The organism is Agromyces bracchium (genome assembly GCF_009709675.1).
Taxonomy (GTDB): domain Bacteria; phylum Actinomycetota; class Actinomycetes; order Actinomycetales; family Microbacteriaceae; genus Agromyces; species Agromyces bracchium.
The window spans coordinates 13,811-39,141 of the sequence record NZ_WMLB01000011.1 but is presented as its reverse complement, the minus strand read 5'-3'; the positions used below and the strand labels follow the sequence as shown (position 1 = coordinate 39,141).

Annotated in this window: 23 protein-coding genes and 1 tRNA gene; 13 read left to right on the top strand and 11 right to left on the bottom strand. The window is 71.8% G+C overall.

Annotation, left to right across the window (positions count from 1 at the left end):
• Positions 1-4: 4 nt before the first annotated feature.
• Positions 5-499, top strand: a complete 495-nt coding sequence (locus GJ743_RS03885; protein ID WP_155050627.1) for a YbaK/EbsC family protein — start codon at positions 5-7, stop codon at positions 497-499.
• A gap of 75 nt (positions 500-574) precedes the next feature.
• Here GJ743_RS03885 and galK read toward each other — a convergent pair whose 3' ends face one another.
• Together galK and galT are read right to left on the bottom strand one after the other, a co-directional pair.
• A complete protein-coding gene (galK, locus tag GJ743_RS03880) occupies positions 575-1,735 on the bottom strand; it encodes a galactokinase (RefSeq protein ID WP_376862027.1) in 1,161 nt (386 codons plus the stop codon).
• On the bottom strand, positions 1,732-2,895 hold the full coding sequence (galT, locus tag GJ743_RS03875) for a galactose-1-phosphate uridylyltransferase (RefSeq protein WP_328288756.1): 1,164 nt from the start codon (positions 2,893-2,895) through the stop codon (positions 1,732-1,734). Before galT ends, galK begins: the two co-directional genes overlap by 4 nt.
• A gap of 83 nt (positions 2,896-2,978) precedes the next feature.
• Here galT and GJ743_RS03870 point away from each other — a divergent pair, with 83 nt between their 5' ends.
• Together GJ743_RS03870 and GJ743_RS03865 are read left to right on the top strand one after the other, a co-directional pair.
• On the top strand, positions 2,979-3,794 hold the full coding sequence (locus GJ743_RS03870; RefSeq protein WP_155050626.1) for a DeoR/GlpR family DNA-binding transcription regulator: 816 nt from the start codon (positions 2,979-2,981) through the stop codon (positions 3,792-3,794).
• 10 nt (positions 3,795-3,804) lie between these two features.
• The gene (locus tag GJ743_RS03865; protein WP_155050625.1) at positions 3,805-4,731 is read left to right on the top strand and encodes an aldose 1-epimerase family protein; all 927 of its coding nucleotides are present in this window, start codon (positions 3,805-3,807) and stop codon (positions 4,729-4,731) included.
• Between the two features lie 3 nt (positions 4,732-4,734).
• Here GJ743_RS03865 and GJ743_RS03860 read toward each other — a convergent pair whose 3' ends face one another.
• Entirely contained in the window at positions 4,735-5,913 is a 1,179-nt protein-coding gene (locus GJ743_RS03860) for a MarP family serine protease (RefSeq protein WP_196216907.1), read from the bottom strand.
• A gap of 132 nt (positions 5,914-6,045) precedes the next feature.
• Here GJ743_RS03860 and GJ743_RS03855 point away from each other — a divergent pair, with 132 nt between their 5' ends.
• The 7 genes from GJ743_RS03855 (at position 6,046) to GJ743_RS03825 (ending at position 14,115) form a co-directional block, all read left to right on the top strand.
• A complete protein-coding gene (locus tag GJ743_RS03855; protein ID WP_155050623.1) occupies positions 6,046-6,735 on the top strand; it encodes a DedA family protein in 690 nt (229 codons plus the stop codon).
• Positions 6,736-6,855: 120 nt separating this feature from the next.
• Positions 6,856-8,187, top strand: coding sequence for an adenylate/guanylate cyclase domain-containing protein (locus GJ743_RS03850; RefSeq protein ID WP_155050622.1), 1,332 nt, complete (start codon positions 6,856-6,858; stop codon positions 8,185-8,187).
• The gene (locus GJ743_RS03845; RefSeq protein WP_155050621.1) at positions 8,184-9,536 is read left to right on the top strand and encodes an adenylate/guanylate cyclase domain-containing protein; all 1,353 of its coding nucleotides are present in this window, start codon (positions 8,184-8,186) and stop codon (positions 9,534-9,536) included. The genes GJ743_RS03850 and GJ743_RS03845 overlap by 4 nt, the downstream gene beginning before the upstream one ends.
• A gap of 195 nt (positions 9,537-9,731) precedes the next feature.
• Positions 9,732-10,322, top strand: coding sequence for an ECF RNA polymerase sigma factor SigK (sigK, locus tag GJ743_RS03840; RefSeq protein WP_155050681.1), 591 nt, complete (start codon positions 9,732-9,734; stop codon positions 10,320-10,322).
• Positions 10,319-11,215: an anti-sigma factor gene (locus GJ743_RS03835; protein ID WP_155050620.1), complete on the top strand. Its 897-nt coding sequence runs from the start codon at positions 10,319-10,321 to the stop codon at positions 11,213-11,215. The genes sigK and GJ743_RS03835 overlap by 4 nt, the downstream gene beginning before the upstream one ends.
• 71 nt (positions 11,216-11,286) lie before the next feature.
• Entirely contained in the window at positions 11,287-12,336 is a 1,050-nt protein-coding gene (locus tag GJ743_RS03830; RefSeq protein WP_155050619.1) for an LLM class F420-dependent oxidoreductase, read from the top strand.
• A 324-nt stretch (positions 12,337-12,660) separates the two neighbouring features.
• Entirely contained in the window at positions 12,661-14,115 is a 1,455-nt protein-coding gene (locus GJ743_RS03825; protein ID WP_155050618.1) for a phytoene desaturase family protein, read from the top strand.
• Between the two features lie 81 nt (positions 14,116-14,196).
• On the opposite strand, the gene GJ743_RS03820 is transcribed toward GJ743_RS03825, so the two are convergent.
• A tRNA-Lys gene (locus GJ743_RS03820) sits at positions 14,197-14,271 on the bottom strand.
• 204 nt (positions 14,272-14,475) lie between these two features.
• Between GJ743_RS03820 and GJ743_RS03815 the strand changes: the two genes are divergently transcribed.
• The 3 genes from GJ743_RS03815 (at position 14,476) to GJ743_RS03805 (ending at position 16,608) form a co-directional block, all read left to right on the top strand.
• Positions 14,476-14,775: a hypothetical protein gene (locus GJ743_RS03815; protein ID WP_155050617.1), complete on the top strand. Its 300-nt coding sequence runs from the start codon at positions 14,476-14,478 to the stop codon at positions 14,773-14,775.
• A gap of 111 nt (positions 14,776-14,886) precedes the next feature.
• Complete coding sequence (locus GJ743_RS03810; RefSeq protein ID WP_155050616.1) at positions 14,887-15,525, top strand: DNA-directed RNA polymerase subunit beta; 639 nt, start codon at positions 14,887-14,889, stop codon at positions 15,523-15,525.
• Between the two features lie 195 nt (positions 15,526-15,720).
• Positions 15,721-16,608, top strand: a complete 888-nt coding sequence (locus GJ743_RS03805) for an aminodeoxychorismate lyase (RefSeq protein ID WP_155050615.1) — start codon at positions 15,721-15,723, stop codon at positions 16,606-16,608.
• 86 nt (positions 16,609-16,694) lie between these two features.
• Here the strand turns inward: GJ743_RS03805 and pstB are convergent, their stop codons facing one another.
• The 7 genes from pstB to GJ743_RS03770 all read right to left on the bottom strand — a co-directional run bounded on the left by pstB (position 16,695) and on the right by GJ743_RS03770 (position 25,329).
• Positions 16,695-17,474, bottom strand: a complete 780-nt coding sequence (gene pstB, locus GJ743_RS03800; RefSeq protein WP_328288754.1) for a phosphate ABC transporter ATP-binding protein PstB — start codon at positions 17,472-17,474, stop codon at positions 16,695-16,697.
• A gap of 19 nt (positions 17,475-17,493) precedes the next feature.
• A complete protein-coding gene (pstA, locus tag GJ743_RS03795) occupies positions 17,494-18,594 on the bottom strand; it encodes a phosphate ABC transporter permease PstA (protein WP_155050614.1) in 1,101 nt (366 codons plus the stop codon).
• A complete protein-coding gene (gene pstC / locus GJ743_RS03790) occupies positions 18,594-19,532 on the bottom strand; it encodes a phosphate ABC transporter permease subunit PstC (RefSeq protein ID WP_155050613.1) in 939 nt (312 codons plus the stop codon). The genes pstA and pstC overlap by 1 nt, the downstream gene beginning before the upstream one ends.
• Positions 19,533-19,619: 87 nt before the next feature.
• Positions 19,620-20,714, bottom strand: a complete 1,095-nt coding sequence (locus GJ743_RS03785; protein WP_376862029.1) for a phosphate ABC transporter substrate-binding protein PstS — start codon at positions 20,712-20,714, stop codon at positions 19,620-19,622.
• 189 nt (positions 20,715-20,903) lie between these two features.
• Positions 20,904-21,995 (bottom strand): phosphate ABC transporter substrate-binding protein PstS, encoded by a 1,092-nt coding sequence (locus tag GJ743_RS03780; RefSeq protein WP_376862031.1) that lies wholly within the window; start codon positions 21,993-21,995, stop codon positions 20,904-20,906.
• Between the two features lie 194 nt (positions 21,996-22,189).
• A complete protein-coding gene (locus tag GJ743_RS03775; RefSeq protein WP_155050611.1) occupies positions 22,190-23,134 on the bottom strand; it encodes an NUDIX hydrolase in 945 nt (314 codons plus the stop codon).
• On the bottom strand, positions 23,131-25,329 hold the full coding sequence (locus tag GJ743_RS03770; RefSeq protein ID WP_155050610.1) for an RNA degradosome polyphosphate kinase: 2,199 nt from the start codon (positions 25,327-25,329) through the stop codon (positions 23,131-23,133). The genes GJ743_RS03775 and GJ743_RS03770 overlap by 4 nt, the downstream gene beginning before the upstream one ends.
• Between the last annotated feature and the right edge of the window lie 2 nt (positions 25,330-25,331).

Sequence of the window (25,331 nt, the reverse complement as noted above, 5' to 3'; positions counted from 1 at the left end):
GGGCATGACCCCCGAGCCGACCGCCGCCCCCTCGCACGCCGCCGTCGACCGAGTCGCCGCGGCGCTCGCCGCCGACGGGATCGAACCGCGCATCGTGTGGTTCGACGACGCCGTGACGACCGCGAAGCTCGCCGCCGACGCGCTCGGCATCGAGGTCGGCCAGATCGCCAACTCGCTCGTCTTCACGCTCGACGACGAACCGATCCTCGTGCTCACGTCGGGGGCGCACCGGGTCGACACCGAGTGGCTCGGCGCCGAGCTCGGCGGCACGATCGGCCGCGCGTCGAAGGAGGTCGTGAAGGCCGCGACGGGCCAGGTCATCGGCGGGGTCGCGCCCGTGGGTCACCCCGCGCCGGTGCGCACGTTCGTCGACGTCGACCTCGCCGGCTACGACGAGGTGTGGGCGGCGGCCGGGCACGCCAAGACGGTGTTCCCGACCACGTTCGACGAGCTCGTGCGCATCACCGGCGGCACGCCGACGGCGGTCGAGCCGCGCTGAGGGTCGCGGCAGGACGCTCGCGGGCGACGCGGCCGCGGGACGCGCCGAGCGCGCCTGCGCGTCGCCGAGCCCGGCTCAGGCGTCGCGTCGGGCGCCCTGCGCGGCGTGCACCGTGAACACGCCCGGCTCGCGGTAGCCGTGCTCGGCGAACGCCTCGACCACCTTGCGGCCGATGACGGGCACCAGGTCGTCGATGACGAGCGCGATCGCCGCGCCGCCGAAGCCGCCGCCCGTCATGCGCGCGCCGATCGCCCCGTTCGCCTGCGCGGTCTCGACCGCGAGGTCGAGCTCGGGCACCGAGATCTCGAAGTCGTCGCGCATCGACACGTGCGACGCGTCGAGCAGCGGGCCGATCGCGCCAGGTCCGTGCTCGCGCAGCGTGCGGACCGTGTCGAGCACGCGCTGGTTCTCGGTCACGACGTGCCGCACCCGGCGGAAGGTCTCGTCGTCGAGCAGGTCGCGCGCACGGTCGAGGTCGTCGACGCCCACCCCGCGGAGCGACTCCGCGCCGAGGGTCGCCGCCCCGGCCTCGCACGACGCGCGCCGGGCCGCATACCCGCCGGTCGCGTGCGCGTGGCTCACGCGCGTGTCGATGACGAGCAGCGACAGGCCCGCCTCGGCGAAGCCGAGGGGGATCACGTCGGCGTCGAGGCTGCGGCAGTCGAGGAACACCCCGGAGTCGGCCTCGCCGAGGAGCGACGCGGACTGGTCCATGATGCCCGTCGGGGCGCCCACGACGCGGTTCTCGGCGAGGCGCCCGATCTTCGCGAGCGTCGGGCGGTCGAAGCCGAGGCCCCAGTGCTCGTCGAGCGCGAGCGCCACGGCGCACTCGATCGCCGCCGACGACGACAGCCCGGCCCCGACGGGCACGTCGGAGTCGATGTGCAGGTCGACGCCGCGCACGTGCGCGAGGTCGGCGCCGAACTCGCCCAGCGCCCAGACCACTCCGAGGGGGTACGCGGCCCATCCGCTCACGGCATCGGGCGTCAACTCGTCGAGGTGCACCTCGATCGTCTCGGGCGAGAACGTCGACGAGACCCGCACGACGCGGTCGTCGCGGTCGCCGAGCGCGACGGTCGTGCGGCGGTCGATCGCGAACGGGAAGACGAAGCCGTCGTTGTAGTCGGTGTGCTCGCCGATGAGGTTCACGCGGCCGGGTGCCGACCAGATGCCCGCCGGACGGCGGCCGTACTGCTCGGCGAAGAGATGCTGGGCGGAGGCCATGGCGTCGGTCACAGGTCAACTCCTTCGATGGCGGTGCGCAGTGCGTCGGCCTGCGCCTCGGGCGGCACGTCGCCGATCCAGGCGCCCATGGCGGCCTCGGACCCGGCGAGGTACTTCAGGCGATCCGCGGCGCGACGCGGGCTCGTCAGCTGCATGGTGAGCCGCACGTCGTCGCGGTGCTCGTGCACCGGCGCCTGATGCCACGCGGCGATGTAGGGCGTGGGGGTGTCGTAGAGCCGGTCGACGCCGCGGAGGAGGCGCAGGTACACGCGCGAGAGCTCGTCGCGCTCGTCGGCCGTGGTCGCGGCGAGGTCGGGCACGTGCCGGTTCGGCACGAGGTGGATCTCGATCGGCCAGCGGGCCGCGAAGGGGACGTAGGCGGTCCAGTGCTCGGCGGCGAGGAGCACGCGCTCGCCTGAACGTTCGCGTTCGAGCACGTCGGCCTGCAACGTGGGCCCGTAGGCGTCGATCGCCGCGAGCAGTCGCTCCGTGCGGGGCGTGACGTACGGGTAGGCGTAGATCTGGCCGTGCGGGTGGGGGAGCGTGACGCCGATCTCGCGCCCGCGGTTCTCGAACGGGAACACCTGCTGCACGCCGGGCAGCTCCGAGAGCGCGGAGGTGCGGTGCGCCCACGCCTCGATGACCGTGCGCGCGCGAGAGACCGTCTGGGTTCCGAAGGACCCCTCGTGCTCGGGGCTGAAGCACACGACCTCGCAGCGGCCGTGCGAGGGCAGGCGGCGCCCGATGCCCACGGCGCGTACGTCGGCGAGGGCGGATGCCGCGGCATCCGCCACCCCGTCGGTCGACCCGGGCCAGTCGGCCAGGTCGGGCCCGAACGACGGCGACCGGTTCTCGAAGACGGCGACGTCGTACGTGCTCGGGATCTCGGACGGGTTGGCCTCGGTCTGGGGCGCGAGCGGGTCGGCGTCGGCCGGGGGCAGGAACACGCGGTTCTGCCGGGCCGCGGCGATCGAGACCCATTCGCCGGTCAGCGGGTCCTGCCGCATCTCCGCGACCGCGGGCCGCGGATCGAGGGCGCGGGCGTCGATCGCGCGCTCGGGCGGGAGCGTGGTGTCGGCGTCGTCGAAGTAGATGAGCTCGCGGCCGTCGGCGAGCGTCGAGCGGCGCACGGCGATGCGCGGGTCGAGGAGGCCGGGTTCGGTCTGGTGCACGGCGCCACGGTACGCGACTTTCGTTTCAGAAACAAGTGGGTTTCGTATTGCAAAGTACGGATGGCGCCCCCACACTGGTCCTCATGCAGCCCGACGTCGCACACCGCCGCCGACTCACCGCCGATCTCGTCGCCGAGCGCGGGTTCGTGCGCGTCGTCGAGCTCAGCGAGTCGTTCGGCGTGACCCCGGTGACCGCGCGCGCCGACCTCGACGCGCTCGAGCGGGCCGGCCTCGTGCGCCGGGTCCACGGCGGCGCCGTGCCGTCCGGGGCCGGCTCCGCCGAACCGCGGCCCGAGCGCGAGCCGAGCTTCGAGGAGGCGCTCGCGACCTCCGTCGTGCCCAAGCAGCTCATCGGCGAACGCACGGCGGCGCTCGTGCGGAGCGGGCAGAGCGTCATCCTCGACGTCGGCACCACGACGCTCCAGGTGGCCCGCGCGCTCCGCGCGCGCGACGACCTCGACGACGTCACGATCTTCACCAACGGCCTCTCGATCGCGCTCGAGCTCGAACCCGAGATCCCGAGGTTCACGGTCGTCGTCACGGGCGGCACCCTCCGCCCCCGCCAGCACTCGCTCGTGCACCCGCTCGCCGGCTCCGTCCTCGACGAGGTCCACGTCGACCTCGCGGTCATCGGGTGCAACGGCGTCGACCCGAAGCTCGGCGTGACGAACGCGAACCTCCCAGAGGCATCCGTCAAGGCCCTCATGCTCCAGCGCGCGGCGCGCGCGGTGGTCGTGGCCGACGCCTCGAAGCTCGGCGAGGTGCACCTCGGCCGGATCGCTCCGGTCGATGCGTTCGACGCGCTGGTGACGGATGCCGCGGCCCCCGGCATCCTCATCGGCGAACTCCGCGACGCCGGACTCGACGTCCTCGTCGCCCACGCTCCCGACCGGCCATAGGGTGGTGTGCATGAATCTCCCCACGGGCGATCAGTTCGAGCTCGAGACGACCACCTCGACGGGCGACGTCCGCGCGACGATCACCGCCGTCGCCGCGGGCCTGCGCACCCTCACCATCAACGGCATCGACCTCGTGCCGTCCTACGGCGAGGACCAGACGCCGCCCTCGGGGTCGGGGATCGTGCTCGTGCCGTGGCCGAACCGCATCCGCGACGGCGTGTGGCGCCACGGCGAGCGGACGTACCAGCTCGCGATCACCGAGCCCGCGAAGCACAACGCGATCCACGGGCTGCTGCGCTACGCCGAGTACGTGCCGGTCGAGCAGGACCGCGACTCGGTGACGCTCGCGGCGACGATCTTCCCGCAGCTCGGCTACCCGTTCCTCGTCCGCACCGCGGTGCGCTACGAACTGGTCTCCGACGGGCTCAAGGTCACGCACTTCCTCGAGAACGTCGGCGGCGAGCCCGCCCCCGTCGCGGTCGGCACCCACCCGTTCCTCAAGATCGGCGGCGTGCCCACGGAGGACCTGGTGCTGCGGCTCGACGCCGCGAGCCACCTCGAGGTCGACGAGCGGCTGCTCCCGACCGGCGAGGTGCCCGTCGACGGCACCGAGTGGGACTTCCGAGAGGGGCGCCGCGTCGGCGACGTCGACCTCGACGACGCGTTCGGCGAGGTCGCCTCGGTCGACGGCACGGTCGAGCACACGCTCGTCGCGCCCGACGGCCGATCGGTTTCGGTCTGGGCCGACGACGAGTTCGCGTACGTGCAGGTGTACACGACCGAGAACTACCCCGGCGAGCGCCGGGCCATCGCCGTCGAGCCGATGACGGCGCCCGCCGAGGCGTTCAACTCCGGCAAGGGGCTTCGCTGGCTCGACCCGGGCGAGCAGTGGGAGCTCAGCTGGGGCATCCGCTTCGCCGGCTTCACCGCGGAGTGAGCGTCAGAACGCGCAGCTGCCCGAGTCGACCCGCTCGCTGAGCGAGGGCGCCTCGTCGGCGAGCGGCTCGAGCGTGCCGACGGGCACGGCGAAGCCGACGTTGTCGACCGTCTGCGACTTCGCGAACACGACCCCGCCGACCTCGCCGTCGCCGGTGAGCACCGGCCCGCCGGAGTTGCCGTGGTCGACCTCGGCCGCGAGGGTCACGACATCGCGCGAGGTCGTGTCGCCGTCGATCGAGATCGTGATCGGGCCGTTCGCCATGACCCGTGCGGGTCGAAGCTCGAGCGGTCCGCCGAACGGGTAGCCCGCGACGGCCACGTCGGTGTCGGCGCCCGGCGCGTCGGCGATGGCGAGCGGGGCGACGTCGAGGCCGTCGACCGCGATCACCGCGAGGTCCGCGTCGGGGTCGAAGGCGACGACACGGCCGGAGACCGGGCCGCGTCCCGGCGCCTCGACGATCGGTTCGGTCACGCCCGCGACGACGTGGGCGTTCGTCACGATCCGATCGGGCGCGACCACGAAGCCCGACCCGGTGAGGTTGCCGCCGCACTCGAAGGCGAGCCCGGTGACCCTGACGACGGATGCCGCGGCAGCGTTCAGTTCGGGATCGTCGACGCCGCCCGACGGCAGTTCGGGCGCGACCGTCGGTCCGTCGAGCACGCCCGTGAGCCACGGGATCGCCTCGCCGAACGCCGCGGTGCGCAGTTCGGCCATGAGCGTGCGCGCCGGCTGCGGGGTGACCTGGTCGATGCCGCGCACGACCCATGAGCCCGCGACCGCGGGGGAGACGACCGGCACGCCCATCGAGCCGACGCCCGATGCGACCAGCGCGATGACGAACGCCGTCACCATCGTGTTCACGATCGCGCCGAGCACGCGGTCGACGGGGCCCAGCTTGACGGCGTCGGCACCACGTCCGAGCGCCCGGCCGATCGCGCCACCGAGCGACGCGCCCGCGACGAGGAGCACGACCGCGACCGCGATCGCGATCGGCGCCCGCCACTCCGGCGCCGCCACGAACGAGACGACCCACGGCATCGCGATGTAGGCGGCGATGCCACCGGCGATCAGGCCGAGCAGGCCGCCGAGCGTGCGGAGCAGGCCGGCGCGCCATCCGTGCACGAGCGCGCCGATGAGGACGAGCACGAGCAGGATGTCGAGGACGAGGCTCCAGGTCATGCGGGGTTCGCTCCGATCTGCCGGACGACCAGCCTGTCGCATCCGCCTCGGAGCGCGCTGAAGGTGCACCGGTGCCCGGATCCGGGGCCGTCCCCACCGTTCGCCCAGCCGGCGTCGCCTAGCCTCGACGTCATGACGACGACATCCTTGCGTGCCGCCGCCGAATCCGAGCTCACGGGACTCGCCGCGTGGGCGGTGGACCTGATGGAGACCCTCGGCGCCCCCGGCGCCGGCATCGCGATCGCGCTCGAGAACCTCTTCCCGCCGCTGCCGAGCGAGGTGATCCTGCCGCTCGCGGGGTTCACCGCGAGCAGGGGCTCGTTCACCCTGATCGAGGTGCTCGCCTGGACCACGGCCGGCTCGATCGTCGGCGCGCTCGCGCTCTACCTCGTCGGCGCCGTGCTCGGGCGGGAGCGCACGCGCGCGATCGTGAAGGCGATGCCGCTGGTGGATGTCGCGGACGTCGATCGCACCGAGGCCTGGTTCGACCGGCACGGACGCAAGGCCGTCTTCTTCGGGCGGATGATCCCGCTCTTCCGCAGCCTCGTCTCGATCCCCGCCGGCGTGACCCGCATGCCCGTCGCCTGGTTCCTCGCGCTGACCACCCTCGGCAGCATCATCTGGAACACCGTGTTCGTGCTCGCCGGCTACCTGCTCGGCGAGAACTGGCACGTCGTGGAGCCGTGGGCCGACGGGTTCCAGTTCGTCGTCATCGCGGTCGGCGTGCTCGCGGGCGCGGCGTTCGTCGTCAAGCGCATCGCACGGATCCGCCAGCACCGCCGACGCGTGGCGCGCGGCGAGGAGGCCCCCGGGGGCATCTGAGCGCCCGAAGTCCTGTCCGGAGTCGCGCCGGGGGACTAGCGTGGTGGCCGTGGCGGGGGGAGCCGTGCGTGGACCGGGCCGCATCGACCTGAACTGGCGGCGGTGCGTCGGAGCCGTGCCATGATCCCGGACACCGCCTTCGCCCGGAGCGGAGACGCCGACATCGCGTACAAGGTCGTCGGCGAGGGGGTCCGCGACCTGCTGCTCGCCTTCCCGCTCGTCTCGAACGTCGACGCGTTCTTCGAGCTCGCCGAGAACCGCGAGTTCGTCGAACGACTCAGCGCCCTCGGCCGGGTGATCCTGTTCGACAAGCGGGGCGCAGGCATGTCCGATCGCGGCACCGGTCCGGTGAGCGTCGAGCAGCACTCGGACGACCTCGTCGCGGTGCTCGACGCTGCGGGGAGCGCGCGCGCCGTCCTGCTGGGCTGGTTCGACGGCGGGGCGACCTGCCTCGTGACGGCGGCCCGACACCCCGACCGGGTCGAGTCCGTGGTCGCGTACGAGGTCCTCGCCAGCGGTCGGCGCGCTCCCGGCTTCCCGTGGGGCTTCGCGTCGCCGTTCGGCGAGAGGGCCATGCGGAAGCTCGTGACCATGGGGTGGGGGCAGGCGGCGATGGCTCGCATGATGGCTCCCGACTGGGCGGGCGATGCCAGGTTGATCGACTGGCTGGTGCGCTACGAGCGGCTCTCCGCACCGCCGAGCGGTGCGTTGCGCGTCCTCGAGGACGCGCTGGCGCTCGACATCCGGGACCACCTCGCGAACGTCGCGGTCCCGGTGCTCGTGATCCACGACCGCGACTATCCCGGCGTGCCGGCCGCACCGTTCCGCTGGCTGGCCGACACGCTTCCGGACGCGCGACTGCGGGTCGTCCGGCACACCGACGGCGCGCCGTTCATCCTCCCCTCGGACGACCTGGTCGATGAGATCGAGGAGTTCCTCGTCGGCACCCGCAGCGGCGCTCGTCGCGAGCTCGCGAGCATCGTGTTCACGGACATCGTCGGCTCGACCGAGGAGCTGGCCGGATCCGGCGACCTGCGCTGGGGCAACCTGCTCTCGGGGCACCGCGAATCGATCCGGCGCTCGCTCTCGAGGTTCGGCGGGCGCGAGGTGAACACCGCGGGCGACGGGTTCGTCGTCGCGTTCGCGCTGCCGTCGTCGGCGATCCGCTTCGCGCAGGACGCGATCGCCGCCGCTGAGGCAATGGGTCTCGGCCTCCGCGCCGGAGTCCACTGCGGCGAGGTGCTCGTCCGCGACGAGGACATGGTGGGCATCGCCATCCACGTCGCGGCGCGCGTCTCGGCGCTCGCCAAGGCGGGCGAGGTGCTCGTCACCGACACCGTCCGCGTCCTCGTCGAGGGCTCGGGGCTCGCCTTCCAGACGGCCGGCGAGCACGCGCTGAGGGGCGTGCCCGGCGCCTGGACGCTGTTCCGACTGGAGGTGCCCGCACCGTGATCCCCTCCACGCGATACGCCGTGCGGAACGGCGTCGACCTCGCCTACAAGGTGTTCGGCGAGGGCGATCGCGACATCGTGCTCGCCTTCGCCTTCATCTCGAACGTCGACGTCTTCTGCGAACTGCCCGAGCACCTCGAGTTCATCGAGCGGCTGCAGGCCCTGGGCGCTCGGGTGATCCTCTTCGACAAGCGAGGAACGGGGCTCTCGGATCGCGGAGGACTCGACGCGACCGTCGAGGATCGAGCCGACGACCTGGTCGCGATCCTCGATGCCGCCGGCAGCACGCGTGCGGCGATCATCGGCTGGTTCGACGGCGGGGCGACGGCGCTCGTCGCCGCAGCGCGGCATCCGGACCGCATCGACGCCGTCATCGTCTACGAGGCGTTCGCGGTCGGCCACGCCGACGACGGCTTCCCGTGGACGCTGGACGCGGCATGGGTCGCGAGCCTCATGGCGGGTCTCGAGCCGGCCGAGTGGGGGAGGGGGCTCGTCGTCCGGCAGTTCTGGCAGGCGGAGGGTGCGGAGCGGCTCGTCGCCTGGTGGGAGCGCTACGAGAGCATGTCGGCGACGCCGACCGCGGCGCGACGGCTCGCCGAGGCCATCGTCGCGGTCGACATCCGACCGTACCTCGCCGACGTGCGCGCCCCGGTGCTCGTGCTCCACGACACCGCGCTCGAGGCGATCGAGGAGGCGCCGATGCGATGGCTGGCCGACGCGCTGCCCGAGGGCCGGCTCCAGCTCGTCCGCCGGTCCTCGGCGCTGCCGGCGATCCTCCCCGACGGCGCGCTCGTCGACGAGATGGAGGAGTTCCTCACGGGCGCCCGCAGCGGAGGGCGCCGGGACGTGCTCACGACCGTCTTCACCGACATCGTCGAGTCGACGGCCACGCTCGCGAGGACCGGCGACGAGCGCTGGCGCAACATCCTCGCCTCGCACGACGAGGCGCTGCGACGCTCCATCGCCCGCTTCTCCGGGACGGAGGCGAACACGACCGGCGACGGGATCGTCGCGACGTTCCCGCTGCCCTCGTCGGCGCTCCACTACGCCACGCAGGCGCTCGAGTCGGCGGCCGCGCTCGGCCTCGGACTGCGCGTCGGCGTGCACTCGGGCGAGCTCATCATGCGCGGCGACGACCTCGTCGGGCTCGCGGTGCACGCGGCGGCTCGCATCTGCGCAGCGGCCGATCCCGGCCGCATCATGGTGAGCGACACCGTCCGCTCGCTCCTGCTCGGCTTCCCGTTCGCCTTCGAGCCGGCCGGGGAGCACGACCTCAAGGGCGTGCCCGACCGCTGGCGGCTCTGGTACTGCATCGACGGACCGGACGATGCCGAGGCACGTCGAGGCTGAATCGCTCTGGTGGTGACCGGCTTCCCCGCCGAGCCGTCGCGCCAATCCTCCCGACGTTCCGCGACGAATCACCGTCGACCCTTCCACGCATCACCGGAGCACCGCATGACCCTCGCCCAGGCGCCGATCGCAGTCGTGGCGGCGCGACGCGTCACGCCCGTCGCGTTGCTGCCACGACGAACGGCCCGGTCTGCCATGCTGGGACACGTGACGGACGCCGAGCACGGGCCAGCGGCATCCGACCCGACCCTCGACGAACTGCTCGTCGCGACCGGCACGGGCGATCGGGCGGCGTTCGGCGCGCTCTACGACCGCACCGCCCCACGCGTCCTCGGACTCGTGCGTCGCGTCGTGGTCGACCCGGCCCAGGCGGAGGAGGTCGCCCAGGACGTGTTCCTCGAGGTGTGGCAGACGGCGCCGCGATTCGACGCCGCGCGCGGGTCGGCGATCTCCTGGATGTTCACGCTCGCGCACCGGCGCGCCGTCGATCGCGTGCGCTCCGCACAGTCCGCGCGCGACCGCGACGCCCGCATCGGAGCTCGCGACCTCGACGTGCCCGTCGACAGCGTCGCCGAAGCGGTCGAGGTGCGACTCGACCACGAGCGGGCGCACGTCGCGCTCGCCGAACTCAGCGAGCTGCAGCGCGAGTGCGTCATGCTCGCGTACTACGGCGGGCTGACGCAGTCCGAGATCGCCGAACGGCTCGACGTGCCGCTCGGCACCGTGAAGACGAGGATGCGCGACGGCATGATCCGGCTGCGCCGGGTGATGGGGGTGAGCACATGAGCGAACCGGAGTTCCCCGAGCGTCGGGAGCCCGACGACCTGGACGCGCTGCTCGCCGCCTACGCGCTCGACGCGGTGACCGACGAGGAGCGTGCGCTCGTCGAGGCGCGCCTGGCGGAGTCGCCGGAGCTGCGCGCCGAACTCGTCGCGCATCGCGAGGCGGCCGCCGCGCTCGCCGACGCCGCCGCACCGGTCGAGCCGCCGCCCGCCATGAAGGCCTCGATCTTCGATCGGCTCGACGAGGTGCCGCAGGTGCCGCAGGTGCCCGCCGGGTCCGACGAGTCTGCCGCACCGGTCGGTCCGGCCCCGCAGGCACGGGCGTCCGGAGACGCGCCCGACGCGATGCCGGCCCAGGCGCCGGCCGCGGTCCCCGCGTCCGCGGCGGGCCAGGGCGACCCCGGGACATCCGTCGCCGGACCCGCCGAACGCGCCGCGCGGCGACGCTGGTTCCAGCGGCCGGTCGCGCTCGTCGCCGCGGCCGCGGCCGCCGTGCTCGTCATCGCCGGCGCCGTGGTGGGCGTGAACTGGCCGGGGCCCGCCGGCTGGGGCGCGCAGCGCGCGGTCGAGGCGATCGCCGCCGCACCCGACGCCGAGTCCGTCACGGTGGCGTCGACCGACGGCGGCGAGGTGACGATCGTGTGGTCCGCCGAACTCGGCAGGTCGGCAGTGCGCACGTCCGACCTGCCCGACGTCGGCGCCGACTCGACGTACGAGCTCTGGTACATCGACGACGCCGGCGCGCGTCCCGCCGGAACGTTCGACCCCGAGGACGGCGCCGCCTACGTCGTGCTCGAGGGAGAGTTCTCCTCCGGGGTCGTGGTCGGCATGACCATCGAACCCGCGGGCGGGTCGGAGGCGCCGACGACCGACCCGATCGTCGTCGTCGAGACCTGACCGCGTCGACTAGGGTCTGAGGGGGCCGCGAGCCCACCATCACCACCAGCCCCGACGACGAGGAGCGACGCATGCGCATCGGCATGTTCCTGAGCTACGCGGGCGGCTTCCGCGAGGCCGCCGCCGAGGTCGCCGAACTCGAGCGGGCGGGCGTCGACCTCGTGGTCGTCCCCGAGGTCTACTCGTTCGATGCCGTGAGCCAGCTCGGCTTCCTCGCCGCCCGGACCTCGCGAATGACGCTCATGAGCGGCATCCTGCAGCTCTACACGCGCACCCCGTCGCTCACCGCCATGACGGCGGCCGGCCTGGACTACGTCTCGGAGGGCCGGTTCGAGCTCGGCATCGGCGCGTCGGGCCCGCAGGTCATCGAGGGTTTCCACGGCGTGCCGTACGACGCGCCCCTCGGCCGCATGCGCGAGATCGTCGACGTGTGCCGCATGGTGTGGCGGCGCGAGCGCGTCGTGCACGAGGGCCGGAACTACACGATCCCGCTCCCGGCCGGCCAGGGCACGGGCCTCGGCAAGCCGCTGAAGCTCATCAACGAGCCGGTGCGCGAGCGGATCCCGATCACGATCGCCTCGCTCGGACCGAAGTCGGTCGAGCAGACCGCCGAGATCGCCGAGGGCTGGCTGCCGATGTTCTTCCACCCCGAGCGGGCCGCCGACGTGTGGGGTGCGTCGCTCGAGGCGGGGCGCGCCCGGCGCGCTCCCGAGCTGGGGGCGCTCGACGTCTTCGCGAGCCCGGCGCTCGCCATCACCGATCGGCCCGAGCTCGTCGAGGCCGCGATCGCGGCGGTCAAGCCGAACCTCGGCCTCTACATCGGCGGCATGGGCGCGCGCGGGAAGAACTTCTACAACGACCTCATCGCGAGCTACGGCTTCGCGTCGGAGGCCGAGCGGATCCAGGACCTCTACCTCGACGGCCGCCGCGAGGAGGCGATCGCCGCCGTGCCCGACGAGCTCGTGCGTGCGATCTCGCTCATCGGCTCGCCCGCCGAGGTCGCCGAGCGCGTCGCGGCGTTCGTGCGGGCGGGGGTCACGACCCTGAACGTCACTCCGCTCGGACGCAACGCCGAGGAGCGCCTCGCGCTCATGGCGGGGCTGCGCCGCATCGTCGGCTGAGCGGGCGAGTCTCCGGCGCAGCCGGGTCGATCGGTCCGGTCTGTCCGGTCGGATGTCCAGCCCCCACTTCGAGGGTGTTCCCAGCGTCGTGCCGTGGACGTACGCTCGGTCCACCGCACGTGGCAGTGCGGAAGGGGACACCTGGGGAGGAGCCGCCGCGTCGGGGCATCGGAGCCCAGCACGTCTCCGGTCCCCCACGGCGGTGCCCCGGTCCGCCGCCTGATCCGCCGCTCATCGGCGATGCCCGGTTCGCGTGGCATCATGGTGCCGACCGCGGAGCACGCCCGCTCGCGGCGCACGCCCGCTCGCGGACGGGGAGGTCGGATGGCCCGGAGTGACGCCGTCGACGCGATCGTCGTGGGAGCGGGCCCCAACGGGCTCGCCGCTGCGGTGACCCTCGCACGCGCGGGCCTGTCCGTGCGCGTGGTCGAGGCGGCGCCCGAGCCCGGCGGCGGCGCCCGGACGGCGGAGCTCACGCTCCCCGGCTTCCGCCACGACGTGTGCTCGGCCGTGCACCCGATGGCGCTCGCGTCGCCCTTCTTCCGCGCGTTCGGGCTCGAGCGGCGCATCGAGCTCCGCGTTCCCGAACTCTCCTTCGGGCACCCGCTCGACGGCGGGCGCGCGGGCCTCGCCTGGCACGACCTCGACCGCACGGTCGACGGCCTCGGCCGCGACGGCCGCGCGTACCGGCGCCTCATCTCACCGCTCGTCGCGCACGAGGAGGCCGTGACCGAGTTCACGGGGTCGACGCTCGTGCGCGTGCCGCGGCATCCGCTCGTCGCCGCCCGCTTCGGCCTGCGGGCGCTCGAGCAGGGCACGCCCGCGTGGAACGTGCGATTCCGCGACGAGGCGGCCCCCGCGATGCTCACCGGCGTCGCGGCGCACGCGATCCGCCCGCTGCCGAGCATCGGGACCTCGGGCGCGGGTCTCGTGCTCACGATGCACGCCCATGCGCGCGGCTGGCCGATCCCCGTCGGCGGCAGCGGCGCGATCGTCGACGCACTGGTCGCCGATCTCGTCGCGCACGGCGGCGAAGTGGTGACGGATGCCGCGGTCGACGACCTCGGGGCGCTGCCGCCCGCCCGTGCCGTCCTGCTCGACCTGACCCCGCGCGCGCTCGCGCGCCTCGCCGGCGACCGGCTGCCGGCGCGCTACCGACGGGCGCTCCGCGGATTCCGGTACGGCAACGCCGCGGCGAAGGTCGACTTCGCGCTCGCCGGGCCCGTGCCCTGGGCGAACCACGACCTCGCGCGAGCCGGCACCCTGCACCTCGGCGGCACGCGGGAGGAGATCGCCGCGGGCGAGCGAGATGTCGCGCGGGGGCGCCATCCGTCGTCACCGTACGTGCTGGTGTCGCAGCCGTCGACGCTCGACGACTCGCGCGCCCCCGCGGGGCGGCACGTGCTCTGGACGTACACGCACGTGCCGGCCGGGTCGACGCTCGACCCCACCGAGGCGGTCACCCGGCAGATCGAGCGCTTCGCGCCGGGCTTCCGCGACCTCGTGCTGGCGACGTCGTCGCGTTCGGCCGCGCAGATGCAGTCCGAGAACGCGAACTACATCGGCGGCGACATCGCGTCGGGAGCCCCGTCGCTCGCGCAGCTCGTGCGCCGCCCGGTGCTCTCGCCGGACCCGTGGCGCACACCGCTCGCGGGCGTCTACCTCGCCTCGGCCTCCACGCCGCCCGGCCCGGGCGTGCACGGTCTCGCCGGCTGGCACGCGGCCGCGAGCGCGCTCCGGCGCGAGTTCGGGCTCGGGATGCCGCGGCTCGCGCCGTGATGACGGAGGGTGTCAGTAGCGTGGCATCTGTGACGGATGGACGCACGGCGGCATGAATCGGCGACGAGGTGAGGGGGTACGTGGTGCCCCCGGGGAATTCCGACATCCCGACCCGCTGATTAAAAGTCAGCTGCTCTTCCTCTGAGCTACGGGGGCAAAATGACGCGATCGAAACGATGCGGCCGCTGCATGCAGTCTAGGCCAACGTCAGAATTCAACCGTCGATCCGCATCTCGAGACGGGCTCCAGTCGATCTGCCGAGACTGCAATCGCGACAAGGCACGCGCCTACTATGCGAAGAATCGAGATTCGCACGTACGTCGCATCGTCGCTGCGAAGGGGGAACGGAGAAGTCGTGCGTTGGAATTCGTCGGTCGACATCTGATTACCCATCCGTGCATCGACTGCGGGGAATCCGATATCCGGGTGCTCGACTTCGATCACCGAGACGGCGCCGACAAGGGAGCGGAGGTGATGCGACTCGCCCAAGGCGGCCACGCGCTGGCGCGGGTGGCCGCGGAGATCGCGAAGTGCGATGTCCGCTGTCGGAACTGTCATGCGGTCATCACCTATGCGCGGATGGGATCGGATTGGCGGTCGGCGATGCGGCTCCGCTTGCAGGCGGAGGTGGCCGCCTACATCGCGGAGGAGTACCGCTGAGGCTCGATCCTGCTCCCGTCGATTCGAACGGTCGTGCAAGTAGGCCGGCGACCATTCCGCCGAACGCGGAACTCGGGGCGGTTCCCGGGCCGCCGGGGTATCGTGTCCGCGATGACCGCAGAATTCCACCGTCCGACGCGCTTCCCGCCTCGCATGTTCGAGGGGTACCTCGGCGCTGAGGACCCGGCGTATGTGAGCCGCGTCGCACATGACACGGCGGCGGCGGTCCTCTCACGCGTGCGGGACGACCCCGACCCCGAGGTCGTCGCCCGGCTGGTGTCGTACACCGACGAGCACGGCATCGACGCGATCGCCGAGCTGTGGTCGCAGGCCTCGCCGAAGAGCCTGCCGGGTGCGCTGTGGCGCATCTACCTGCTGCGCACCATGATCCGACAGGACGCGCAGGGCGTGAGCCTCGCCTTCCAGCGCGGCACCGAGGTCTCGCACACGATCGACCAGGTCGTCGCCGGCGCACCGACGCCGGCGGGCCCGGCCGAGGTGCGCGAACTCGCCGACACGATCCTGCGCGGCGTGTTCGCGGGCGACTTCGCGGCGGCGCTCGAGCGTGCGACGGCGTTCTGCCGGGTCGCGGCGGCGGGCTTCGCGAGCCTCGCCGATGACGCGGATGCCGCGGACGCTGCGCACCCGGATCGTCCGGGCATCCTCACCCAGCGCGCGCTCCGGCTCTCGTCGCTGGCTGAGGAGCTGGCCGCGTGCGCGCGACTCTGGCGGCACGACAGCCTCGATTGAGCGCACGAGCCGGCGCGGGCCGAGCGCCGGCCGATCGCGGGAATAGACCCGCCAGCGACCTCGTTTAGACTGTTCGTGGCCGGTCGCAGTAACCCCGGGCTCCAATATTCGCCGCTCCGAGCGGCCTCGCGCCGAGAGGCGTTCTGCGGCCGGCCATTTCCCTGCCCCGGCGCTCACCCGGCGTAGCATCGGAGCATGGCCGACACCGTCTCGTTCCTCGTCGACCCCCTGCCCGTCGATGCGTCACCCGAGTTCCTCGAGGCGTCCTTCCGCGAGATCGAGCCGGGCTCCGGCGCGCTCGCCGTGAACGACCTCGCGCCGCACCGCGGCGACGGGATCTTCGAGACCCTCGCCGTGATCGACGGCCACGTCCAGGAGGTCGGACCGCACCTCGCACGCCTGGCGAATTCCGCGCGCCTCACGGAGCTGCCCGAGCCGAACCCCGAGCAGTGGCGCCTCGTCATCCGACGCGCCGCCGAGCGGGTGCCCGCCGAGGGCGAGTTCGCCCTGAAGATCGCGCTCAGCCGCGGCGTCGACCCGGGCACCACCCCCACGGGATGGGTGCACGTCACGCCGGGCGCCGACTTCGCCGCGGCGCGGGAGCGCGGCATCCGCGTCGTCAGCCTCGACCGCGGCGTCGCCCGCGGCGCGGGGGAGCGGGCGCCGTGGCTGCTCCTCGGCGCGAAGACCCTGAGCTACGCGGCGAACATGGCCGCGATCCGCGAGGCCAAGCGCCGTGGCGCCGACGACGCGCTGTTCGTCTCCTCCGACGGGTTCGTACTCGAAGGCCCCACGTCGAGCCTGATCGCGCGGCTCGGCGACGAGTTCGTCACGACGCCGCCGGCCGCCGGCATCCTGCACGGCACGACCCAGCGCAGCATCTTCGCCCACCTCGAGGCACAGGGGCGCGCGGTCGGCTATCGCGACCTGACGCTCGACGAGCTTAGGCGAGCGGATGCCGCGTGGCTGGTGTCGAGCGTTCGCATGGCCGCCCCGATCGCCGAGCTCGACGGTGCCCCGCTCCCCGTCGACGCGGACGAGACCGCCGCGCTGAACGCATACCTGCTCAGCCCGCGCGACTGAAGGCGGACCCGCCGGCACGGACGACGACGGCCCGGCCCCGCGCGGGGACCGGGCCGTGACACCGTCGATCGAGGATCGGGCGATGATCAGCCGAAGCGGCCGGAGACGTAGTCCTCCGTGGCCTTCTCGGACGGGTTCGAGAAGATCGTCGTCGTCTCGTCGTACTCGATGAGCTTGCCGGGCTTGCCGGTGCCGGCGATGTTGAAGAACGCCGTCTTGTCGGAGACACGCGAGGCCTGCTGCATGTTGTGGGTCACGATCACGATCGTGTACTCCTGCTTGAGCTCCTCGATGAGGTCCTCGATCGCCAGGGTCGAGATCGGGTCGAGCGCCGAGCACGGCTCGTCCATCAGGATCACCTCGGGCGAGACCGCGATCGCGCGCGCGATGCAGAGACGCTGCTGCTGGCCTCCCGAGAGACCCGAACCGGGACGGTCGAGCCGGTCCTTGACCTCGTTCCAGAGGTTCGCGCCCTGGAGCGAGGACTCGACGAGGTCGTCGGCGTCGGACTTCGAGATCCGCTTGTTGTTGAGCTTGACGCCCGCGAGCACGTTCTCCTTGATCGACATCGTCGGGAACGGGTTCGGACGCTGGAACACCATGCCCACCTGGCGGCGGACGAGCACGGGGTCGACCTCGGGGTCGTAGAGGTTGTTGCCGTCGATCAGCACCTCGCCCTCGACGCGCGCACCGGGGATGACCTCGTGCATGCGGTTCAGGGTGCGGAGGAACGTCGACTTGCCGCAGCCCGACGGGCCGATGAACGCGGTGACGCTCCGGGGCTCGATCTCGAGCGAGACGCCCTCCACGGCGAGGAACTTGCCGTAGTAGACGTTCAGGTCTCGGACTTCGATGCGCTTGGACACTCTGTTTCCTTACTGGGGGTCAGCGACCGTACTTGGGGGCGAAGAACCGCGCGACGAGTCGGGCGACGAGGTTCAGCACCATGACGATGAGGATGAGCGTGAGGGCGGCCGCCCACGCGCGGTCGAGGTACGCCTCGGGCGGGTTCCCCTGGTTGGCGTACTGGGTGTAGACGAACACCGGGAGCGACTGCATGCGCCCCTCGGTCATGTCGTAGTTCATGCTGTTCGTGAAGCCGGCCGCGATGAGCAGCGGCGCGGTCTCGCCGATGACGCGAGCGATCGCGAGCATGATGCCCGTCGTGATGCCGGCGATCGAGGTGGGCAGCACGACCTTCACGATCGTCAGCCACTTCGGCACGCCGAGGGCGTACGCGGCCTCGCGCAGCTCGACGGGGACCAGGCGCAGCATCTCCTCGCTCGACCGCACGACGACGGGGATCATCAGGACCGCGAGCGCGACCGCACCGGCGATGCCGGTCCGCGTGCCAGGGCCCCAGAAGATCGCGAAGAGCGCGTACGCGAAGAGGCCGGCGACGATCGACGGGATACCGGTCATGACGTCGACGAGGAACGTGATGCCCCGGGCGAGACGGCCGCGCCCGTACTCGACGAGGTAGATCGAGGTCATCAGGCCGATCGGGATCGAGATCAGGGCCGCGGTGCCGGTCATGAGGACGGTGCCGACGATGGCGTGCAGGGCGCCGCCGCCCTCGCCCGTGACGTTCCGCATCGAGTACGAGAAGAACTCGGCGTCGAAGCGGTTGAGGCCGAAGGTCACGACCGTGATCGAGAGCGAGATCAGCGGGATCATCGCGAGCAGGAACGCCCCCGTGACCAGCGCGGTCACGAAGCGGTCGGTGGCGCGCCGCGACCCCTCGACGATGCGCGAGAGGAGCGTGATCGTCACGACGTAGACGAGTGCGGCGACGACGAACGTGCCGACCCAGTTGAACTCGGCGCCGCTGAAGGCGATGACGCCGAAGAGGCCGGCCGAGACGAGGACGCTTCCGCCCAGCACCATCCAGGAGGCCCCGTTGGGCAGCTTGCCCGCGGTCAGCGAGTTGCTGACCGGGGCCGCGGCGGGGCCGCGGGTCTCGGGAGGGGTGATCGTCGTGGTCATCAGTTCGCTCCCGAGAACTCGGCACGGCGAGCGACGATCCAGCGGGCGATCGCGTTCACCGCGAAGGTGACGATGAAGAGGATGAGGCCCGTCGCGATGAGGACGTTGACGTTGATGCCGTACGCCTCGGGGAAGCTCAGGGCGATGTTCGCGGCGATCGTCGACGGGTTGACCGACGTGAGCAGCTGGAACGTGACCGCACCGGTCGCCGAGAGGACCATGGCGACCGCCATCGTCTCGCCGAGCGCGCGGCCGAGGCCGAGCACGGCGGCCGAGATGATGCCGGGGCGACCGAACGGAAGGACCGCCGTGCGGATCATCTCCCACCTGGTGGCGCCGAGCGCGAGCGCGGCCTCCTCGTGGAGGACCGGGGTCTGGAGGAAGACCTCGCGCGAGATCGCGGTGATGATCGGGATGATCATGACGGCGAGCACGAGGGCCGCGGTGAGGATGGTGCGGCCGGTACCCGAGACCGGGCCGGCGAACAGCGGGAACCAGCCGAGGTTGTCCACGAGCCAGGAGTAGAGCGGCTGGACGGCGGGGGCCAGCACGCCGATGCCCCAGAGGCCGAACACGACCGACGGCACGGCGGCCAGGAGGTCGACGACGTAGCCCAGCACCGACGCGAGCCGGCGGGGTGCGTAGTGCGAGATGAAGAGCGCGATGCCGATCGAGATCGGCAGGGCGATGAGCAGTGCGAGCGCGGCGGCCCAGATCGTGCCGAACACGAGGGGGCCGACGTAGGCCCAGAAGTTCGAGTCGAGGATCGAAGCATCCTCGCCGTCGGCGAACAGGGCGGGGATGCTCTGGACGATGAGGAACGTCGCGACCGCGGCGAGCGTGACGAGGATCATCGAGCCGGCGAAGACCGCCGACTTGGAGAAGACGCGGTCGCCTGGGCGCTGCTTCGCCCGGATCGGCGCGGCTGCGGTGGTCATCTGGAGGATCCTCCGGTCAATGGTGCATGGGACATGGCCGTGCCCGGCCCCGGTGTGCTGACGCTACCGGGGCCGGGCACGAACCACCTACTGGATCGAGTCGATCGCCGCGGTGACCTGCTCGCGGAGCGAGTCGGAGATCGGAGCGGAACCGGCCGACTCGGCCGCGACGTCCTGGCCCTCGGCGCTGGCCATGTACGAGAGGTACGCCTTCACGAGCTCGACGTTCTCGGGCTCGGCGTACTCCTGGCAGGCGATGAGGTAGCTCACGAGGACGATCGGGTAGACGCCGGCCTCCTCCGAGGTGCGGTCGAGCTCGATCGCGAGGTCGTGCTCGTCACGGCCCTCGACGAACGGCGAGGCGTCCACGATGGCGGCAGCGGCCTCGGGCGAGTACTCGACGAACTCGTCGCCGACCTGGACCGCGACGGTGCCGAGGTCACCGGCGCGCGAGGCGTCGGCGTAGCCGATGGTGCCGGTGCCGTTGGTCACGGCGTCGACGACGCCCGAGGTGCCCTGTGCGCCCTCGCCGCCCTCGAACGGCCACACGCCGTCGGCCTCGTAGGTCCAGACGTCGGGCGCAGCCGCACCGAGGTACTCGGTGAAGTTCTCGGTGGTGCCCGAGTCGTCCGAACGGTGGACCGGGGTGATGGCCTGGTCGGGGAGCTCGACGCCCTCGTTCGTGGCGGCGATCGCCGGGTCGTTCCAGTTCGTGATCGTGCCCGCGAAGATGCCGGCGATCGTGGCCGCGTCGAGGTTCAGCGTGTCGACGCCCTCGAGGTTGAAGATGACGGCGATCGGCGAGATGTAGAGCGGGAGCTCGACGACGCTGGTGTCGGGTGCGCACTTCTCGAAGCCGCCCGCGGCGATCTCCTCGTCGTTGAACGCACGGTCGGAGCCCGCGTAGTCGCTGGCGCCCGAGAGGAACGTGTCGCGACCGGCGCCGGAGCCCGAGGGGTCGTAGTCGATGGTCACGTCGGGGTTCGCGGTCTGGAAGCCGGCGATCCACGCCTGCTGGGCCGAGTCCTGCGACGACGCGCCGGCACCGACCAGGTTGCCCGAGAGCGTCGACTCGGAGGCGGCGGGCTCGCCCGAGCCGCCCTCGTTCGCGGCGCAGGAGCTGAGCGCGAGGGCCGCCGTCATGGCGATGACGGCAGGCGCGGCGAAACGCTTGAGGTTCACGTGATTCCCTTCCGGGGTTCGATTGCAGGAGGTGGGGCCGGGTGCCGACCCGCCTGCGACGCTAACCAGCGTGCGTGACGAGCGTCCCCCACGGCGGTGAACGGAAGGTGAACTGGGTCTGACCGGCCGGGATGCCCCTGCTGTGAGTCCGCCGTGACGGGCGACGCTCGGCCGACCGTCGGCGCGCCGTCACTCTGCCCTGATGGACTCGATCGCCTGCATGGCGCGCTCGCGCATCGACTCCGAGATCGGCGCCGATCCGGCCCCGTCGGCGGCCGCCTGCTGGCCCTCTTCGCTCGCGATGTACGTCAGGTACTCCCGAACGACCTCGACGTTCCGCGGCGAGGCGTACTGCTCGCAGGCGATGAGGTAGCTGACGAGGACGATCGGGTAGACACCGGCCTGCTCGGTGGTGCGATCGATGCTGACGGCCAGGTCGCCGTCGGCTCGCCCCTCCTCGAGCGGCGACGCGTCGACGATCGCCGCGGCCGCCTCTGGCGAGAACGAGGCGAACTCCTCGCCGACGCGGACCGCCGCCGTGCCGAGGCCTCCGGCCCGGGATGCGTCGGCGTAGCCGATGGTCCCCACGCCGTTGCCGACCGTGTCGACCACGCCCGAGTTCCCCTGGGCCGCCTCACCGCCCGAGAACGGCCACACGCCGTCGGCCTCCCATTCCCAGACCTCGGGTGCAGTGGCGTGCAGGTACTCGGTGAAGTTCTCGGTCGTGCCGGAATCGTCGGAGCGGTGCACCGCCGTGATGGGGAGGTCGGGAAGCGCCACCCCGGGGTTCGTCGCGGCGATCGCCGGATCGTCCCAGTCGGTGATATCGCCGGCGAAGATGCCCGCGATCGTCGCAGCGTCGAGGTTCAGCGTGTCGATGTCGTCCAGGCGGAACACCACGGCGATCGGGGAGATGTACAGGGGCAGTTCGATGACCGTTGAGTCCGGTGCGCAGCGGCCGAAGCCGCCGTCTTCGAGTTCGTCCGGGGTGTAGGCGCGATCCGACCCGGCGAAGTCGCTCGCGCCCTCCATGAACGTGTCGCGGCCCGCGCCCGAGCCCGCCGGGTCGTAGTCGACGGTGACCCGCGGGTGGTCGGTCTGGAACGCCGCGATCCACGACTGCTGCGCGGCGCCCTGCGCCGATGAGCCGGCGCCCACCACGTAGCCCTCGAGGGTCGACCCCGTATCGCCGACCTCCATCTCGTTGACGGCGCAGGAGGAGAGGACGGATGCGGCGACGACGGCGATCGCGACGGCCGCGAGCGGACGCATGCGGTTCACGGGGACCCTTCGGGGAGGTTCGGGAGATTCGGGGAAGTCGAGAGCGGCGGGAGGCGACCGGTGCGGGCCGGGCTGGACGCCGGGTTCGGTGAACATCGAAACCGAGTCAGGTGAACGAACGGTGAACACTCGCGGTCGTGGGGGTGTGCGGAACCTGCGCATCCCCTGCGACTCGAACCGCCCACGGCGGCTGTTCAGGCGGTGGGCGCGTGCGTCTCGATCGCGATGATGCCCGACGACGGGTTGGAGGAGGAGAGGTGCACGACGCTGAACGCGCCGACCTCGAGGCTCGCGGCATCCGTCACGTACGAGCCGAGCGGTGTGCCGGTGGCGAGCGCGATCTCGCGCATCATCTCGGGCATCACCGGACCGTGACCGCAGATCACGGCCGTCTTGCCGACCCGCACCCGCTTGCCGATGACGCGGCGCACCTCGTCGTTGCCGGCCTCCCAGGCGTCCTGGCTGATGCCCTCGTCGCGCTTGACGGTGATCCCGGTCCGCGCCGAGAGCGGGGCGACGGTGGTCACGCACCGCACGGCCGGGCTCGAGACGATCTTCTTCGGATTCCACGCCATGACCGTGTCGACGAGTGCGGCAGCCTGCTGCACGCCGCGCTCGACGAGCGGGCGCGCCGTGTCCTCGCCCTTCCACGACGACCGCGTCTGGGCCTTGCCGTGCCGGAGCACGATGAGCGCGAACGTCTCGGTGACGCCCTGGTCGACGAGGGCGGAGAAGTTGTCGAGGATCTCGCGGTCCGGACCATAGGTGAGGTACCCGCGCGCACGCTTGATCGTGACCCACTCGAGCGCGGCGATCTCGGCGTTCGGCCGGAACGTCGACGCCTGCACGGCCTTCTCGGTGACCTCCGCCGCCCAGTAGTGCACGATCTTCTCGCGTCCGGAGGGGAGCGGGTACCGCGAGACGCCGACGGGCACGCCGAGGGCGACGGCGAGGCCGGTCTCCTCCGCGATCTCCCGGACGGCCGTCTGCGGCAGGGTCTCGCCCGGGTCGACCTTGCCCTTCGGGATCGTCACGTCGCCGTGGACCGTACGGTGCACCACGAGCACGTGGATGCGCCCGTCGATGACGCGCCAGCAGATGGCGCCGGCCGCGTAGACGGCGGTGGCGACCTGGCTCATCGGCGCGCCGCTCGCGTCGCTCGCTGGGCCACCCGCTTGGAGCGCTGCGCGACGCGCTGGATGCGGAGGTGCTGGAGGTCGTCGAGCGGACGGCCGGCGTCGTCCGTCGAGTGCCGGGTCCAGGTCCCGTCGCCGGCGAGCCACCACGACGCCGTGTGCTCGTCCATGGCCTCGTCGAAGAGCTCGGCGATCGCGTTCACGTGGTCGGGGTCGGTGAGACGCACCAGTGCCTCGACCCGCCGGTCGAGGTTGCGGTGCATCATGTCGGCCGAACCGATGTAGACGACGGGGTCGCCGTCGTTCCGGAACGAGAAGATGCGCGAATGCTCGAGGTAGCGGCCGAGGATGGATCGGACCCGGATGTTCTCGCTCAGTCCGGGGATGCCGGGACGCAGGCTGCAGATGCCGCGCACCCACACCTCCACGGGCACGCCCTCGTTCGACGCGCGGTAGAGCGCGTCGATGATGGCCTCGTCGACCATCGAGTTGACCTTGATCCGGATGCCGGCGGGCTTGCCCTCCTGCGCGTTCCGCGTCTCCTGCGCGATGAGCTTGAGGAGCCCCTTCCGGAGATGCAGGGGTGCGACGAGCAGGCGCTTGAACTTCTTCTCGATCGCGTAGCCGGACAGCTCGTTGAAGAGGCGGGTGAGGTCCTTGCCGACCTGGTCGTCGGCGGTGAGCAGGCCGAGGTCCTCGTAGATGCGGCTGGTCTTCGGGTTGTAGTTGCCCGTGCCGATGTGGCTGTAGTGCTTGAGGCCGTCCTTCTCCTGGCGGATGACGAGCGCGAGCTTGCAGTGCGTCTTCAGCCCGACGAGCCCGTAGACGACGTGCACGCCGGCCTTCTCGAGCTTCCGCGCCCACGTGATGTTCGCCGCCTCGTCGAAGCGCGCCTTGATCTCGACGAGCGCGAGGACCTGCTTGCCCGACTCGGCGGCGTCGATCAGCGCCTCGACGATCGGGCTGTCGCCCGACGTCCGGTAGAGCGTCTGCTTGATGGCGAGGACGTCGGGGTCGGCGGCCGCCTGCTCGAGGAAGGCCTGCACGCTCGTCGCGAACGACTCGTACGGATGGTGCAGCAGCACGTCCTTGTCGGCGACCGCGGCGAAGATGTCGGCCTGCCGGTTCGGCTCCGACGGCTGCAGCTGCACATTGGTGGTCGGCACGTGCGTCGGGTAGTGCAGCTCGGGCCGGTCGATGCGCGCGAGGTCGAAGAGCCCGCCGAGGTCGAGCGGCGAGGGCAGGGTGTAGACCTCCTGCTCCGTGACATCCAGCTCGCGGACCAGGAGGCCGAGGGTGACCTCGTCCATGTCGTCGGAGATCTCGAGCCGGATCGGAGGGCCGAACCGCCGACGCAGCAGTTCCTTCTCGAGCGCCTTGATCAGGTTCTCGGTCTCGTCCTCCTCGATCTCCACGTCCTCGTTGCGGGTGACGCGGAACACGTGGTGGTCGAGGACCTCCATTCCCGGGAACAGGTCGCCGAGGTGGTTCGAGATGAGCTCCTCGAGTGCGATGTAGCGCGCGTCCTCGACCGACTCGGTCGGGTCGACGCGCACGAACCGCGGGAGCATCTGCGGCACCTTGACGCGAGCGAACTCCTGCCGCCCCGTCCGGCTGTTGCGCACGCGGACGGAGAGGTTGAGCGACAGGCCGGAGATGTACGGGAACGGGTGCGCGGGGTCGACCGCGAGCGGCATGAGCACGGGGAAGATCTGCGAGCTGAAGTACCCGTGCAGGTGCTCCCGGTGCGACTCGTCGAGTTCAGCCCACGAGACGATGCGGATGCCGGCTTCGGCCAGCGCCGGCTTGACGAGCTCCTGGTACGCGGCGGCATGGCGCGACTGCAGCTCGTGCGCCTTCTGCGAGATGTCGCCGAGCACCTCGTGGGGCGTGCGCCCCACGTTCGTCGGGACGGCGAGGCCGGTGTTGATGCGGCGCTTCAGGCCCGCGACGCGGACCATGAAGAACTCGTCGAGGTTCGACGCGAAGATCGCGAGGAAGTTCGCGCGTTCGAGCACGGGCAGCCGGGGGTCCTCGGCGAGTTCGAGGACGCGCTGGTTGAAGGCCAGCCAGCTGAGTTCGCGGTCGAGGTAGCGCTCGGCGAGGAGTTCGGGCGCGCCGTCGATGTCGAGCGGCTCGAAGTCGTCGTCGAAGTCGCTCGCGGTGCGGTTTTCGTCGAGGGTGCTCTCCGCAGTCATCC